This window comes from Halorubellus litoreus, assembly GCF_037081675.1.
GTDB classification, from domain to species: Archaea; Halobacteriota; Halobacteria; order Halobacteriales; family Natrialbaceae; genus Halorubellus; species Halorubellus litoreus.
The window spans coordinates 879,589-895,726 of sequence record NZ_JAZAQL010000001.1 but is presented as its reverse complement, the minus strand read 5'-3'; the positions used below and the strand labels follow the sequence as shown (position 1 = coordinate 895,726).

Below are 16,138 nucleotides of genomic sequence, written 5' to 3'. Positions count from 1 at the left end.
GTCGCTGTTTCTGATTGCGGGGTCGCCGTTTCTGGCCGAGCGGTGCTGTGTTCTTGGGCTGGTTCTGTTCTGGAGTGGTGCTGTTGGTGGTGGTTCTCGCGGGGTGGGTTCGTGGGGTGGTGCTATGGTCGTGGCGGGCGTAGTGGTCGGTATGAGGAACGTCGAGTACGTGTATACGCTCGGGATGGACGAGGCGGAGGTCGGCGAGTATCTGTCGCGAGCGGAGACGGGGGTGTTGTCGCTCGCGGATGGCGGTGAGGCGTACGGTGTCCCGGTGCACGTGCATTACGACGGGGATGACGTGTTCGTGCGGCTCGGGGAGCGCGAGGGCAGCGAGAAGCTCGAGTTCCTGGAGGCGACGACGTCCGCGTCGCTGGTGGTGTACGGTGCGGGCGAGTCGGAGTCCTGGAGCGTGCTGCTCCGCGGCGACCTGGTCCGTGAGGGAGAAGCGTCGGCGACGACGATCAACGAGCGGTTCGGGCCGATGCGTATCTTCGGCGAGACCGTGCAGGACCTCGACGCGGCGCTGTACCGGTTCGACGCGGAGAGCGTGACGGGTCGCCGGACGCCGCTCGACGGCGCGACCGAGGTCGTCGACCCCGAGGAATGACCGACGGCTGGCCCGACCCGGTGACGGCCACCGTCACCGACCATGAGGTTTACACGAGACGTAAACCTCCACGGTCGCGGTGGCGGTGGCGGTCGCTGCTGCTGCTGTTGCGGTGGCGGTCGCTGCTGCTGCTGTTGCGGTGGCGGTCGCTGCTGCTGCTGTTGCGGTGGCGGTCGGTGTTGCGGTCGCGGTGCGGTGTCGGAGAAGCGTCCGGCGGCGAAGCCGCCGGTTCACCGGGCCGAGCGTCGCGAGGCCCGGGTGTTTTTCACCCATGTTTTTACGAGGAGCGGTCGCCGCAGGCGACCCGACGACGTAAAAAGATGGTCGGTAAAAAGATGGTTGCTTAATCTGCGCCGCTGGATTCGCGCCAGCCGCAGTGCGTGCAGTGTGTGGACCCGCCCGTGTGGTTTGTGGGGTGGGTGCATCGGAGACACGTCATTGGTTGCTTCACCTCCTTCGAGTCCTGGAGGCGATGTTGGGATTTGAGGGTTGCGGGAGTCTGCGTGGCACTGGCTCGGTGGTGTCGTTCGGGGTGGAGGGTGGTGGGTTGGTGGTGTCGTTGGCGAACCGGTAGCTTGATTGAACGAGTGTGCAAGTGTTCGAGTATGTCTACTAGCAGGCTGGAGCGGTTCGTGGCGGCGACCGACGACGAGTGTTGTCCGTCGGACGTCGAGGCGCGTCGTCGCGAGCTGTCGGGGTTCGCGGCGACGGCGGACGAGCGGTCGCGGGCGCGGGACCTCGACGTGCTCCGGACGCTCGCGGACGATACGCGCTACCGCATCGTCCGCATCCTCGAGGCGGCGGGCGAGGAGTTGTGTGTCTGCGAGTTCGCGCCGTTCCTGTCGGTGAGCGAGAGTGCGGTGAGTCACGCGCTCAGTGACCTGACGACGGCGGGACTACTCGACCGGCGGAAGGAGGGTCGATGGCGGTACTACGAGACGACCGAGCGAGCGACGGCGCTGCTCGACGCGCTCGACGCGACCGCGGAGGGCGTGCGATGACTGACGATGCCGACGCGGTGACGACTGTCGGGTTCGTGTGCGTGCAGAACGCGGGGCGAAGTCAGATGGCGACCGCGTTCGCCGAGCGCGAACTCGCCGAGCGCGACCTCGACGGCGACGTCAGTATCGTCACTGGCGGTACGGACCCCGCCGAGCACGTGCACGACGTCGTCGTCGACGTCATGGCGGACGTCGGCATCGACCTCGCGGACCGCACCCCGCGCGAGGTGACGTTCGACGAGATACAGGCGTGCGACTACGTCGTCACGATGGGGTGTGCGGCCGAGGACGTCTGTCCGGCGTCGTGGGCGGGCGAGAACCGCGACTGGGGACTGGACGACCCGGACGACGCGACGCGCCAGGAAGCGGTCGCGATTCGCGACGAGATCGCCGAGCGGGTCGCTTCGCTGTTCGACGAGCTCGCGGCCGCGAACTGAGTCCTGGACGAACCCCGACGACGGCGCGTGCTCAGCGACTCCCGTCTCGCTGGCCGTCCGGGACGTTCAGCGCGTTCCGCGCGAGGGTTTCGACGCCCCGGCGGATGCGTTCGGATACCGCCTGGTCGCTGATACCGAGTAACGCGCCGAGGTCCGCGGTCGAGATGCCGCGTGGCACGCGGAAGTACCCGGTCTCGACGGCGGTGACGAGCGCGTCCACCTGCGCGGTCGTCAACCCGAAGTCGGGGTCCGTCGATTCCGCGGCGGTGTAGACGCGACCGACCTCGAGCGGGATGCCGGCGTCGGTGGTCGTTCGCTGGAAGTCGGCGAGCAGCCCGGTGGACGGGAACCGCAGGCGGAACCGCCAGCGGCCGTCGCGCGCGCTCGCGGCGAGCACCTGTCCCTCGTGCTCGATGAGGAGTTCGAGGAGGTCGTCGACGGCGTTCTCGCTCCAGGTGACGCGGTAGAGGTCGCCGTCGTCCTCGTCGGGGACGAGCACGACGGCGTCGACCGCGGGGTTCGCGGCGAGCGTCTCGGCGAACACCGCGGGGTCGGCTTCACCGCGAACGCGACAGTACGGGAACAGCCCGTCGTCGATCGGGACGATGCACTCCAGGTCGACTGTCGAGCCGTGCGAGACGGCGAGCGCCCGGCCGACGACGAAGTCGTCGCCGTCGGCGGTGAACTCTGCGATGACGCTCATTCCTGAAGAGAGGGTTTCTGACGTGATACGTATTGCCCCTGACGGGCCGAGAGGCGGCCGTGAAGCGGTGGAATCGCTGGCGAGTGACGTGGGGGTGGGAATCGCCACGGCTATCGGGGCGCCGACGCGAGTACGGGCATGGACCTCGGGAAGGTCGACCGCGATTTCCTCGACGCGCACGTCCTCGATCACCTCGGTGCTTCGCGCGACGACGTTGCACTCGGCCCGAAACACGGCGTGGATTTCGGCGTGCTCGACGTCGACGGGACGGCGCTGGTCGCAGCGACGGACCCCGTTTCGATACTGCCGGCGCTCGGCTGGGAGCGCGCCGCGGAGTTCGCGCTCTCCATCGTGCTCGCGGACGTCGCGGTCTCGGGTATCCCACCGAGTCATCTCGCGGTCTCGTTCTCGCTTCCGCCGGAGATGACGGACGAGGCGTTCGCGGCGGTCTGGGAGACCGTCGACGCGGAGTGCCGAGACCTCGGCGTGAGCGTCCTCACGGGGCATACTGCGCGGTACGGGGGGTGTTCGTTCCCGTGGGTGGGGGCTGCGACCGCGATGGCGGTCGGCGAGCACGAGGACGTCGTCCGACCGGACGGGGCTCGGCCGGGCGACCGCGTGCTCGTGACGAACGGGCCGGCGGCCGAAGCGACGGGTCTCCTCACGACGCTCTACCCGGAGGGGTTCGACCTCGACGATGCGACGCTTGCGGACGCACAGTCGCGGCTCGACGACGCGTCGTGCGTCCGCGAAGCGCTTCGATTGGCGGCGGCGACGGACGTGCACGCGATGCACGACGCGACCGAGGGCGGGCTCGCTGGCGCGCTGAACGAGGTGGCGGCGGGCGCTGGCGTCCGCATCGACGTCGACCGGGAGCGCGTCCCGTTCATGCCCGGCGTCGAGGCGGCGTGTCGCGACCTCGACGTCGACCCGTGGGCGTGTACGTCCGCGGGGACGCTCGTCGCCGCCGTCCCGCCGGAAGCCGTCGACGGCGCGCTCGCGGCGCTCCGCGACGAGGGCGCGACCGCCGCAGAGATCGGGCGCGTCAGCGATGGTGACGGCGTCTTCGTGGACGGCGACCGCCTCGAGCACCCGGACGTCGACCCGTCCTGGGCGGCGTTCGAGGCGCTTTCGGCCGAGTACGGCGACGGTTGACGCGGTCGGAATTGGCGGGCGGGTAGGTGCGAGCCTGGCACCGGCGGCTTCGGCGACGACGATTCAATCACCGAGACCGACAACGACAAGGTGGTACCACTTGGTGATTAGCGTATGCGTGAGCCTGCACCAGTCACACGTCCGGTCGCCCTCACCGTCGCCGGCAGCGACTCCGGTGGCGGCGCTGGCGTCCAGGCGGACCTCCAGACGTTCGCCGCGCACGACGTCCACGGCACGAGCGCTATCACGGCCGCGACCGCCCAGCACACGCGCGGCGTGGAATCGACGCACGTCCTCCCGACCGACGAGGTCGCCGCCCAGGTCGACGCCGTCACCGACGACTTCGCGGTCGCCGCCGCGAAGACCGGGATGCTCGCCACCGCCGACGTCGTCGAGACCGTCCACGACCGGCTCGCCGCACTCGACGCGCCCGTCGTCGTCGACCCCGTGATGGTCGCGACCAGCGGCGACCGCCTCCTCGACCGCACCGCCGAACGCGCGTACCACGACCTCCTCGCGGACGCCACGCTCGCCACCCCGAACGTCGACGAAGCCGCAGTGCTCGCCGACCGCGACGTCGACACCGTCGCCGACGCTCGCGACGCCGCACTCGCCATCCGCGACACCGGCGTCGACGCCGTCCTCGTCACCGGCGGCCACCTCAACGACAGCCAGGACGCACAGGAGACCGACCGCTCCGTGACCGACTCGAATATCGTCACGGACGTCCTCGTCACCGACGACGACGTCCACACGTTCGAGCATCCGCGCATCCGAGACGCCGCCACACACGGCTCCGGCTGTACGCTCTCCGCCGCCATCACCGCCCACCTCGCACGCGACGCCGCCGAGAACGCCGACGACGGAGTCCTCGTCGACGCGGTCGACGCCGCGACCGACCTCCTGGAGCGCGCCGTCCGCTACCATCACGACGTCGGCAACGGCGCCGGGAGCGTCCAGCACCTCGTCGACGCACGCACCAGCGCCGACCTCACTCGGGTCGCTCGCGACGTCTCGCGCGTCGTCGCCAGGCTCGAGAACGCGACCGCTCCCGTCGCCGCACTCCTTCCGGAGGTCGGCACGAACGTCGTCGGCGCCCCACCGCACGCGGACCGGGTCGCCGACACCGTCGCCGTCGACGGCCGCCTCGCGACCACCCACAGCGGCGTGCGCGCGACCGGTGGCGTCCGCCCCGGCGCCTCCAGTCACGTCGCTCGATTCCTGCTCGCCGCTCGCGAACACCACCCCGAACTCCGGTACGCCGTCAACGTCCGCTACGACGACCGCGTCGCCGACGCGCTCGACGCCCTCGACTGGCCCGTCAGCGAGTACGACCGCCGCGACGAACCCGCCGACGCCCCCGGGACGATGGACTGGGGCGCCGACCAGGCCTACCGGGGCGACGACGACCGGCCCGTCGCCGTCGTCGACCGCGGCGCACACGGCAAGGAACCGATGACGAAACTCGCGACCGAGACGCCCGACGCGCTCGTCGACCGACTCACGACGCTCGCCGACCGACTCACGACGCTCGCCGACCGACGCTGACACGCCGAGAAGAGCGACGACTCACGCGCGTGGACGACGACTACACACTCACGCGCGTGGAATCGCTCGGAACGCCCGCGCGACGTCGTCGAACTCGTCCAGGGCGTCCTCGAGGTCCTCGCGGAGCGCAGCCTCCCGCGTCTTCAACTCGCCGTACGCGTCCCGGTCGACGAGGTCGCGTTCGGCCGCGGTCGCCTCCAGGACGCCGAGTTTCGCGACGACGCTCATGTACTCCGTGAGACGGTCGTCGTACGCCTGGGCCTCCAGTTGCTGGTCGACCACGTCGAGGAGGACGTCCGTCTCGACGGGCTTGCAGAGGTAATCGTCGAACGGGAGCTTCAGGACGTCCATCTCCGGGTCGACCGCCGTCACCATCACGACGCGACAGTTCACGCGAGCCGCCTTCACCTCGCGGAGCACCTCGTCGCCCGTCTTGTCGGGCATCCGCCGGTCCAAGAGCACGACGTCGACGTCGTCGTCGACGACTTCCAGGGCTTCCTCGCCACTGTACGCCGTCCGTGTCTCGTGTCGGCGTCCCACCACCCGCGAGAACATGTCGGCCAGCCGGACTTCGTCGTCGACGACGAGCACGCACGCGTCCTCAGTCATGTACGGCCGACATACAGGGCCACTAACCATGAACTATACGGCAGATGTTTATAAACAAACGCGGGTGGGTGGCGTTCAGAGTCCGGTCGACGCGAGCACGAACGTGGCCACGACCAGACATATTCCGAGCGCCCCACCCATCAGGAACGAGATGCCGACCTCCACGCGGAACACCACGCCGAGAACCGGCGTCGCCACGAACGCAACCAGGAAGTACACGAGAGCGCGAATCAGCCGATTCCGGTCGTGGTCGTTCCCACCGCGAGCCATACCCCGAACCGGTGCTCGCACCCGAGTTAACTCTTGTGACCCCCTCGCCATCGCTCGCGCTTTCGCCCTCGCCATCGCTCGCGCTTTCGCCCTCGCCATCGCTCTCGCCAACGACCTCACCCTCGCCCACGCCCTCGACGCCTCGCCAACGACCTCACCCTCGCCCTCGCCTTCGCTCTCGCCAACGACCTCACCCTCGCCCACGCCCTCGACGCCTCGCCGACTCGAACCGACGACTACGTTCCGCGGAACGGAGCGGTTTTACGCCCGGCGGAACTGAGGAACGCGTATGCCAGCGGCGACGGGAATCGTCGGCGAGTTCCTCGCACTCAAAGAGGAGACCGACGCGGACGTGCTCGCGATGCAGGTCGGTGACTTCTACGAGTTCTTCGGCGACGACGCGGAACTCGTCGCGGACGAACTCGACCTGAAGACGAGCGAGAAGTCCAGCCAGGGCGGGTCGTACCCGATGGCTGGCGTCCCCGTCGCCGACCTCACGCCGTACCTGAAGGGCCTCGTCGAGCGCGGGTACCGCGTCGCGGTCGCCGACCAGCACGACGGCGCGGACGGCCCCGAACGCGCCATCACGCGCGTCGTCACACCAGGGACGCTCCTCGAGACGACCGACGCGGACGCGCGCTATCTCGCCGCCATCGTCGACGACGGCGACGCGTACGGCCTCGCGTTCGCGGACGTCACCACCGGCCAGTTCGTCGTCACCAGCACCGACGACGTCGACGCCGCCCTCTCGGAATGCTACCGGTTCGACCCCGCCGAGATCATCCCCGGCCCCGGCGTCAGGGACGACGACGCCCTCGACCGACTCCGCGACCACACCGACGCCCGACTGACGCTCCACGACGACGAGGCGTTCGCACCCGGGAGAGCGACCCACGTCGCCCGCGAGCACTTCGGGCGGGAGACGTTCGAGAGCGTCGGCGCGACCGACGCCGCCGTCCGCGCCGCCGGCGCCGTCCTCGCGTACGTCGACGCGACAGACGCCGGCGTGCTCGCCTCCATGACGCGAGTGCGGACGCTCGCCGACGACGACCGCGTCACGCTCGACGCGACCACCCAGCGGAACCTGGAACTCACCGAGACGATGCAGGGCGGCTCTGAGGGGTCGCTGCTCGCGACCGTCGACCACACCGTCACGAGCGCCGGCCGTCGCCTGCTCGCCGCGTGGCTCCAGCGCCCGCGTCGCGACGTCGACGCGCTCCGCGACCGCCAGGCCGCCGTTGACGCACTCGCCACCGCCGCACTCGCGCGCGACGGCCTCCGCGAACACCTCGCGGACGCCTACGACCTGGAACGCCTCGCGTCGAAAGCCACGAGCGGGAGCGCCGACCCACGCGACCTCGCGAGAGCCCGAGACACGCTCGCGCTCGTCCCCGTCGTCCACGACCGCATCGTCGACGACCCGACGCTCGCCGACAGCCCGCTCGCCACCGTGCTGGACGCCGATACCCGCGAGCGCGCCGCCGACCTCCACGACGAACTCGACGCCGCACTCGTCGACGACCCACCGCAGACGACGACCCAGGGCGGCATCTTCGCTCGCGGCTACGACGACGCCATCGACGACGCCCGCGACCGCCACGAAGCCGCCCAGGAGTACTTCGACACGCTCGAAGCCACCGTCAAACAGGAGACGGGACTCACGCACGTCACCGTCGACCGGAACAAGACCGACGGCTGGTACGTCCAGGTCGGGAAGAGCGAAGCCGACCGGATGCCCGAGCGGTTCCGCGAGGTGAAGACCTTGAAGAACTCGCGGCGGTTCGTCACCGACGAACTCGAGGAACGCGAGCGCGACCTCGTCCAGCTCGAGGACCGCCGGAGCGACCTGGAACGCGACCGCTTCGAGACCCTTCGCGAGGAGGTCGCCGAGCACGCCGCACTCTTGCAGGACGTCGGTCGAGCGTTCGCGCGCGTCGACGCGTTCGCGAGCTTCGCCGAGCACGCCGTCGCGAACGACTGGACGCGCCCCGAACTCACGCACGAGGACGTCCTCGACGTCGACGCCGGCCGACACCCCGTCGTCGAGCAGACCACGGAGTTCGTGCCGAACGACCTCCACCTCGACGACGACCGGCGGTTCGCGGTCGTCACCGGCCCGAACATGAGCGGGAAGTCCACGTACATGCGCCAGACCGCGCTCGTCGTCCTGCTCGCGCAGGTCGGGAGCTTCGTGCCTGCCGACGGCGCGACCGTCGGCGTCGTCGACGGCGTCTTCACCAGGGTCGGCGCACTCGACGAGCTCGCGCAGGGCCGGTCGACGTTCATGGTGGAGATGACCGAACTCGCGAACATCCTCCACACCGCCACCGAGGAATCGCTCGTCATCCTCGACGAGGTCGGCCGCGGTACGGCGACGTACGACGGCATCAGTATCGCGTGGGCGGCGACGGAGTACCTCCACAACGAGGTGCGCGCGAAGACGCTGTTCGCGACGCACTACCACGAGCTGACGACGCTCGCCGACCACCTCGAACGCGTGGTGAACGTGCACGTCGCGGCGGACGAGCGCGACGGCGACGTCACGTTCCTCCGGACCGTCCGCGAGGGCCCGACGGACCGTTCGTACGGCGTGCACGTCGCGGACCTGGCTGGAGTGCCGAGTCCGGTCGTCGACCGCTCTCGGGAGGTCCTCGACAGGCTACGCGAGGACGAGGCCATCGAGGCGCGCGGGAGCGACGGCGGGACGGGTGGCGGGACCCAGCAGGTCGTGTTCGACCTCGAGAGCGGGAGTCTCCGCGCGAGCGACGACGGTGCAGGGTCGGCGTCGGCGGACGGCGGGGCGACGACCGCGGACGCGACCGGTGGCGACGACGTGGTCGAGGCGCGGGACGACGACGTGGCCGGCGAGCGCACCGCTGGCGAGGGCGACGATGCGCTCAGCGAACGCGAGCGCGAGGTGCTCGCGGAACTCGCGGACGTGGACGTGGCGGCGACGGCACCGGTCGAGCTGTTGTCTCGCGTGCAGGCGTGGCAGGAGCGGTTGGACGACGGCGAGTAGCGGTCGCTGGAAGGTTGGTGACGACGGCGAGTAGCGGTCGCGGTGGCTGTCCCTGGGGGCGTGCGGGCGACTATTGGGTGATGTGGGTCGCGCGTCGAGTCGTCGCGCTGGCCCGGGGTGGGCGTCGAGGGTCACGTTCGTTCGCCTCGCGGCAGGGGGTGGGTCGACGCGCGGTGACGGGTCAGGGCACGCTCGCGTTGGCCGCGGCTTCCGACTTGAAGCCGCGGTGCGTAAACGGTCGTTCGGTTCAGGGGTTTTATCGTACCTGGGTGGATAATCGTGTGGTATGGACTGGCGGGACGCGGAGACGGAGTACGAGGACGAGGTCACAGGGGAGACGAACCTCGCACGATTGTTCGAAGATAGCGCCCAGCGGAACGCGAACCGGCCCGCGCAGATGTACAAGGGCGGCGTGTACGACCGTGCGATGACGCAATCGGTGCTCCCGGGGGCGCCGGACGGTGAATTCCGTGCCATCAGCTACGAGGACATGCGGACGATCGTCGCGCATCTCGCGACCGGATTCCGTGAACTCGGCGTCGAGCCGAGCGACCGCGTCGGGTTGTTCTCGCACACCCGCATGGAGTGGGCGCAGTGCGACTTCGGGCTCCTGTCGGCGGGCGCGGTCGTCACGACCGTGTACGCCGGGTCGTCGAAGAACCAGGTTCGGTACCTGCTGTCGGACCCGGACGCGACGTCGGTCGTCGTCGAGAACGAGGACATGCTCCGGCGCGTCATCGCGGTCGAGGACGACCTCGACCTCGAGTTCATCGTCTCGATGAGTACGCTCGAGGAGCGACGACATCAGCGTCGCGACGACATCTACACGCTCGACGAGGTCCACGACCTCGGCTCGAAGCACTTCGACGAGGACACGTATCTGGAGTGGGTCGATGCGCGCGAGTTCGACGACCTGGCGAGCCTCATCTACACGAGCGGGACGACCGGGCAACCGAAGGGCGTCCAACTCACGCACGGGAACTTCCGGTCGAACGTGAACATGATCCGGAAGCGGTTCGGGCCGCGTCCGGACCGCGAGGGCCTCCCGAGCATCGACGCGGATACGCGCGCCGTCTCGTACCTGCCGCTCGCGCACGTCTTCGAGCGGCTGGCGGGGCACTTCCTGATGTTCGGGTCCGGTGCGTGCGTGGCGTACGCGGAGAGCCCGGACACGCTCCAGGAGGACTTCTCGCTCGTGTCGCCGACGGCGGCGACGAGCGTTCCGCGCGTCTACGAGAAGATCTACGACGCCATCCGCGAGCAGGCGACGGAATCGTCGGTGAAGGAACGCATCTTCAACTGGGCGACGGACGTCGGCGTCGAGTACCATACGACCGACGACCCGGGGTTGGCGTTGCGTGCGAAGGCGAGCGTCGCGGACCGCCTCGTCTTCCAGCAGGTCCGGGATGCGCTCGGTGGGAACGTCGAGATGCTCATCTCGGGCGGTGGGAGTCTCTCCGCGGAACTCTGCGCGCTCTATCACGGGATGGGGCTCCCCATCCTCGAGGGGTACGGGTTGACGGAGACGGCGCCGGTGTTGACGGTGAATCCGCCCGAGCAACCCGAGATCGGGACGATCGGGTATCCGCTCCCGGGCGTCGAACTGCGGGTGGACGAGGCGGCGGTCGAGCAGGCGCCGTTCGCCGACGACCCCGGCGAGGTCGGCGAGCTGCTGGCGCGAGGGCCGAACGTCACCGAGGGGTACTGGAACAAGCCCGAGGAGACCGACGCGGCGTTCACGCCCGCCGACGACGGTGGCGACGACTGGTTCCGGACGGGTGACGTCGTGCATCGGCGCGAGGACGGGTTCGTGGAGTTCCGGGAGCGCTCGAAGCAGATCCTCGTGTTGTCGACGGGGAAGAACGTGGCGCCGGCGCCGATCGAGGACGCGTTCGCCTCGTCGCAGGTCGTCGAGCAGTGCATGGTCGTCGGGGACGGCGAGAAGTTCGTCGGTGCGCTGATGGTGCCGAACTTCGAGTACCTCCGCGAGCAGGCGGTCGACGACGACGTGGCGCTGCCCGAGGCGGACGCGGCGGCGGCAGAGCACGAGTACGTCCACGACCGTATCAGCGAGGAGGTCGACCGCGTGAACCCGGACTTCGAGTCATACGAGCAGATCAAGAAGTTCCGCGTGGTCGACGAGGAGTTCACGGAGGACAACGACATGTTGACGCCGACGATGAAGAAGAAGCGCCGGAACATCCTGGAGCGGTACGCGGACGCGGTCGCGTCGATATACGACGAGTAAGCGCCGACCGCTCGCGGTCGCGGTGTTCGTGGTGGTCGGTTCGGCGTGGACGGTGGGTCACCGCTCTCGGCGTGCGAGTTAATGTCATTCATCGGCTACAAGTCTTTTTGAGGGCCCCCACGTCTTTGCCGGCATGGATTGGCAAGAGGCCGAGCGTGCGCACGATGGGGAGCACGTTCGGATGGAGACGCTCGCGGAGATGTTCGAACGGTCCGCTGGCCGGAACCTGTCGGACCCGGCGCAGAAGTACAAGGGTGGGGTGTACGAGCGGTCGCTCGCGAACACGGACGCTGTCGACGCGGCGCCGGACGGCGAGTACGCGACGCTGACTTACGAGGAGATGCGTGAAATCGTCCGGTCGCTCGCCGCGGGATTCCGCGCGCTCGGCCTGGAACCGGGCCAGCGCGTCGGGATGTTCGCGGACACCCGCATGGAGTGGGCGCAGTGCGACCTCGCGCTTCTGGCTGCCGGCGGCGTGGTGACGACGGTGTACAAGTCGTCGTCGCCCGAGCAGGTCCGGTACCTGCTCTCGGACTCGGGGGCGTCCGGCGTCGTCGTCGAGAACGCCGAACTCCTCGACCGCGTCCTCCAGGTGGCCGACGTGCTCGACGTCCGGTTCGTCGTCTCGCTCGACGAGCTGCCCGCGGAGTACGACGACCAGGACGGCGTCTACGAGCTCGCGGACGTCTACGAGCAGGGACGACAACGGTTCGACGAGGCGGAGTACCAGTCGTGGCTGGACGACCGCGACGTCGAGGACCTCGCGAGTCTCGTGTACACGAGCGGGACGACGGGGCCGCCGAAGGGCGTCCAGCTCACGCATCGGAACTTCCGCGCGAACATCAATCAGATGGTGACGCGGTACGGGCCGCGACCGGACAAACCCGATTCGGTCCCGCAGGTCCGGCCGGACTCTGTCTCCATCTCGTTCCTCCCGCTCGCGCACGTTCTCGAACGGCACGCCGGTCACTTCTTCATGTACAATCTCGGTGTGTGCGTCGGGTTCGCGGAGAGCCCGGACACCCTCAAGGAGGACTTCCCGAAACTCGAGCCGACGGTCGCCAACAGCGTCCCGCGCGTCTACGAGAAGCTCTACGACGGCATCCGCGAGCAGGCGCGCGAGTCGGCGTTGAAGGAACGCATCTTCGAGTGGGCGACGGACGTCTCCCGCGAGGTGTACCGCACCGAGCGGCCGGGTGCCGGTCTCCGGTTCAAGTACTGGCTCGCGGACAAGCTCGTGTTCCAGCAGATAAAGCAGGGGCTCGGTGGGAACATCGAGGCGCTCCTCTCGGGCGGTGGGACGTTGAGCGACGACCTCAACCAGCTCTATCACGGGATGGGCCTCAATATCCTGGAGGCGTACGGGTTGACGGAGGCGGCGCCGGCGGTCGCGGCGAACCCAGCGGAGGACGTGAAGATCGGGACGATCGGGCCGGCGATCGTCGACCAGGAGTACAAGATAGACAAGTCGGTGGTGCCGGAGGGCGAGTTCGACGACGCGCTCGGGCAGACGGGCGAACTCCTCATCCGTGGGCCGAACGTCACCGAGGGATACTGGAACAAGCCGGAGGCGACGGAGTCGGCGTTCACGCCCGCGGACGACGACGGCGACGATTGGTTCCGCACCGGCGACATCGTGACGGAGCGACCGGACGATTACCTCGTGTTCCGCGAGCGCGCGAAGCAACTCGTGGTGTTGTCGACGGGGAAGAACGTGGCGCCGGCGCCGATCGAGGACGCGTTCGTGTCCTCGGAGGTCGTCGAGCAGTGCATGGTCGTCGGCGACCAGCGGAAGTTCGTGTCGGCGCTGCTCGTGATAGCGCCGGAGGGCGTTCGTGAGGTCGCGTCGCGGAAGGGCGTCGACGTGCCCTCGGACCCGGCGGAGATGGTCGCGGACGAGACGGTCCGTGGACTCGTGCAGGACGCGGTCGACGAGGTGAACGAGCGCTTCGAGAAGCACGAGACGATCAAGGACTTCCGGCTCGTCGCCGAGGAGTTCACGGAGGACAACGACCTGTTGACGCCGACGTTGAAGAAGAAGCGTCGAAACATCCACGAGCGCTACGAGGACCTCGTCGAGGACATGTACGCGGACGAGGAGGCGCGCGTCGAGGCGTGAGTGAGTGCGACGTGCGGACGCGAGCCGGCGCTGTGCGAGCGGTCTGAGCGTGCGAGTGGTGTGGTACCGGTCGACGCTCCGGTGCGTGCCGTGGTCCGCGAGCGGTGGTCCGTGACGACGGTTTCGCGCGCGGTCGGTGCGGGTTCGTCGACGGTGCGATTCGCCGACCTTGCTCACGAAAGGAACGCATGGGTGTTGTGGCCGTCGACGCCTGCGTGCGATTTCTTTCGACCGTGCGGACTGGTAACGAGGGGTTTGATTTATCGGGGTTCGGTTGTATTGTCGACCGAACATGAGTTGGGCGGAGGCAGAGCGAACGTTCACGGACGAGCTGGTGGGGATGAACACGCTCGCGGAGATGTTCGACGAGACGGCGACGCGGCAACCGGACCGGCCCGCACAGCGGTACAAGGGCGGGGTGTACGAGCGGTCGCTCGCGAACACGGACGCGATTGATGCAGCACCCGACGACGAGTACGCGACGCTAACGTACGGGGAGATGCACGACGTCGTCACGTCGCTCGCCGCGGGGTTCCGCGCGCTCGGCGTCGAGAACGGGCAGCGCGTCGGGATGTTCGCGGACACCCGCATGGAGTGGGCGCAGTGCGACTTCGGGCTCCTGTCGGCGGGCGCGGTCGTCACGACCGTGTACAAGTCGTCGTCGTCCGCGCAGGTCCGGTACCTGCTCGACGACCCGAGCGCGACCGGTGTCGTCGTCGAGAACGCGGCCCTCGTGGAGCGCGTGCTCGAGGTCTCGGACTCGCTCGACGTCCGGTTCGTCGTCTCGCTCGACGAGCTACCCGCGGAGTACGACGACCAGGACGGCGTCTACGAGCTCGCGGACGTCTACGAGCAAGGGCGAAGCCGGTTCGACGAGGCGGAGTATCAGTCGTGGCTGGACGAGACCGACGTCGACGACCTCGCGAGTCTCGTGTACACGAGCGGGACGACCGGGCAACCGAAGGGCGTGAAGCTCACGCACCGGAACTTCCGCGCGAACGTCAACCAGACGTACAAGCGGTACGGGCCCCGCGAGGACAAGGGAAGCGAGTACCCCGTGGTCGACAACGAGACGCGGACCGTCTCGTACCTTCCGTTGGCGCACGTCTTCGAGCGGCTCACCGGGCACTTCCTCCAGTTCGGCGCCGGGGCGTGCGTCGCGTACGCCGAGAGCGTCGACACCCTGAAGGAGGACTTCCAGGCGGTCGAACCGACGACGGCGACGAGCGTCCCACGGGTCTACGAGAAGATCTACGACGCCATCCGCGAGCAAGCCCAGGAGTCCGGGTTCAAGGAGCGCATCTTCAACTGGGCGACGGACGTCTCCAGGGACTACTATCGGTCGGACCGGCCGGGAGCGGGACTCAAACTCCGGTACTGGCTCGCGGACAAACTCGTGTTCAGTGACGTCCGGGGGGCGCTCGGCGGGAACATCAACTACCTCATCTCGGGCGGTGGGACGTTGAGCGAGGAGCTGTGTACGCTCTATCACGGGATGGGGCTCCCGATCTACGAGGGGTACGGGTTGACGGAGGCGGCGCCGGTCGTCTCCTCGAACCCGCCGGAGGACCCGAAGATCGGGACGATCGGGCCGGCGCTCCCGGGCGTCGAGACGCGGATCGATACGAGCGTCGTCCCGGAGGACGAGTCGGTGGACGCGCTCGGCGAGATCGGGGAGTTGCTCGTGCGCGGCGAGAACGTCACCGAGGGCTACTGGAACAAGCCGGGGGAGACCGAGGAGGCGTTCACGCCCGCCGAAGACGACGGCGAGGACTGGTTCCGTACCGGGGACATCGTCCAGCAGCGACCGGACGACTACCTCGTGTTCCGCGAGCGCGCGAAGCAGATCCTCGTGTTGTCGACGGGGAAGAACGTGGCGCCGGCGCCGATCGAGGACGCGTTCGCGTCGAGTCAGGTCGTCGAGCAGGTGATGGTGACGGGCGACGGCGAGAAGTTCATCGGGGCGCTCGTCGTGCCGAACTTCGAGTTCCTCCGGAACGCCGCCGAGCGCGAGGGCGTCGACGTCCCCGCGGACCCCGAGGAGATGGTGACCCACGAGCGCGTCATCGAGGTCGTCCAGGAGGAGGTCGACGAGGTGAACGAGCGCTTCGAGAAGCACGAGCAGATCAAGGAGTTCCGGCTCGTCACCGAGGAGTTCACGGAGGACAACGACCTGTTGACGCCGACGATGAAGAAGAAGCGTCGGAACATCGAGAACCGGTACGACGTGCTCGTCGAGGAGATATACGGCGAGTCCGACCAGCGGTCGCAGGCCGCGGCGGACGACTAGGGCGGGCCCGGATGCGGCGCTAACTCGCCACATGGTCAATTTTGCCGAGTCAACCGGTCGGGCGTCCGTCCGTAACCCGTTCGCAGAGTAAAATTGGACGCACGTCCAGTGATTTCCCGTATGGCACCA

The 16,138-nt window shown here is 68.6% G+C and carries 12 protein-coding genes; 9 read left to right on the top strand and 3 right to left on the bottom strand.

Translation table 11 applies throughout. From position 1 onward, the window contains the following. Positions 1-151 precede the first annotated feature (151 nt). From VYJ16_RS04555 to VYJ16_RS04545, 3 genes are all read left to right on the top strand, one after another. A complete protein-coding gene (locus tag VYJ16_RS04555; protein WP_336349119.1) occupies positions 152-610 on the top strand; it encodes a pyridoxamine 5'-phosphate oxidase family protein in 459 nt (152 codons plus the stop codon). 605 nt (positions 611-1,215) lie between these two features. Continuing rightward, positions 1,216-1,611 carry an ArsR/SmtB family transcription factor gene (locus tag VYJ16_RS04550; RefSeq protein ID WP_336349118.1) on the top strand — a complete coding sequence of 132 codons (396 nt, stop codon included), beginning with the start codon at positions 1,216-1,218 and terminating at the stop codon, positions 1,609-1,611. Continuing rightward, complete coding sequence (locus tag VYJ16_RS04545) at positions 1,608-2,048, top strand: arsenate-mycothiol transferase ArsC (RefSeq protein ID WP_336349117.1); 441 nt, start codon at positions 1,608-1,610, stop codon at positions 2,046-2,048. The genes VYJ16_RS04550 and VYJ16_RS04545 overlap by 4 nt, the downstream gene beginning before the upstream one ends. Positions 2,049-2,079: 31 nt before the next feature. Here VYJ16_RS04545 and VYJ16_RS04540 read toward each other — a convergent pair whose 3' ends face one another. Beyond that, positions 2,080-2,751 (bottom strand): bacterio-opsin activator domain-containing protein, encoded by a 672-nt coding sequence (locus VYJ16_RS04540; RefSeq protein ID WP_336349116.1) that lies wholly within the window; start codon positions 2,749-2,751, stop codon positions 2,080-2,082. Between the two features lie 138 nt (positions 2,752-2,889). On the opposite strand from VYJ16_RS04540, the gene VYJ16_RS04535 reads away from it, so the two are divergent. After that, positions 2,890-3,906, top strand: coding sequence for an AIR synthase family protein (locus tag VYJ16_RS04535; RefSeq protein WP_336349115.1), 1,017 nt, complete (start codon positions 2,890-2,892; stop codon positions 3,904-3,906). Between the two features lie 114 nt (positions 3,907-4,020). Further along, the gene (thiD, locus tag VYJ16_RS04530) at positions 4,021-5,454 is read left to right on the top strand and encodes a bifunctional hydroxymethylpyrimidine kinase/phosphomethylpyrimidine kinase (protein ID WP_336349114.1); all 1,434 of its coding nucleotides are present in this window, start codon (positions 4,021-4,023) and stop codon (positions 5,452-5,454) included. Positions 5,455-5,502: 48 nt separating this feature from the next. On the opposite strand, the gene VYJ16_RS04525 is transcribed toward thiD, so the two are convergent. Further along, positions 5,503-6,063, bottom strand: a complete 561-nt coding sequence (locus VYJ16_RS04525) for a response regulator (RefSeq protein ID WP_336349113.1) — start codon at positions 6,061-6,063, stop codon at positions 5,503-5,505. 75 nt (positions 6,064-6,138) lie between these two features. Further along, entirely contained in the window at positions 6,139-6,333 is a 195-nt protein-coding gene (locus VYJ16_RS04520) for a hypothetical protein (protein ID WP_336349112.1), read from the bottom strand. 289 nt (positions 6,334-6,622) lie between these two features. On the opposite strand from VYJ16_RS04520, the gene mutS reads away from it, so the two are divergent. The 4 genes from mutS (at position 6,623) to VYJ16_RS04500 (ending at position 16,009) form a co-directional block, all read left to right on the top strand. Beyond that, entirely contained in the window at positions 6,623-9,352 is a 2,730-nt protein-coding gene (gene mutS / locus VYJ16_RS04515) for a DNA mismatch repair protein MutS (protein WP_336349111.1), read from the top strand. 286 nt (positions 9,353-9,638) lie between these two features. After that, on the top strand, positions 9,639-11,600 hold the full coding sequence (locus VYJ16_RS04510; RefSeq protein ID WP_336349110.1) for an AMP-dependent synthetase/ligase: 1,962 nt from the start codon (positions 9,639-9,641) through the stop codon (positions 11,598-11,600). Between the two features lie 133 nt (positions 11,601-11,733). Continuing rightward, positions 11,734-13,719: an AMP-dependent synthetase/ligase gene (locus VYJ16_RS04505; RefSeq protein ID WP_336349109.1), complete on the top strand. Its 1,986-nt coding sequence runs from the start codon at positions 11,734-11,736 to the stop codon at positions 13,717-13,719. A 292-nt stretch (positions 13,720-14,011) separates the two neighbouring features. Continuing rightward, entirely contained in the window at positions 14,012-16,009 is a 1,998-nt protein-coding gene (locus VYJ16_RS04500; protein ID WP_336349108.1) for an AMP-dependent synthetase/ligase, read from the top strand. Positions 16,010-16,138 lie beyond the last annotated feature (129 nt).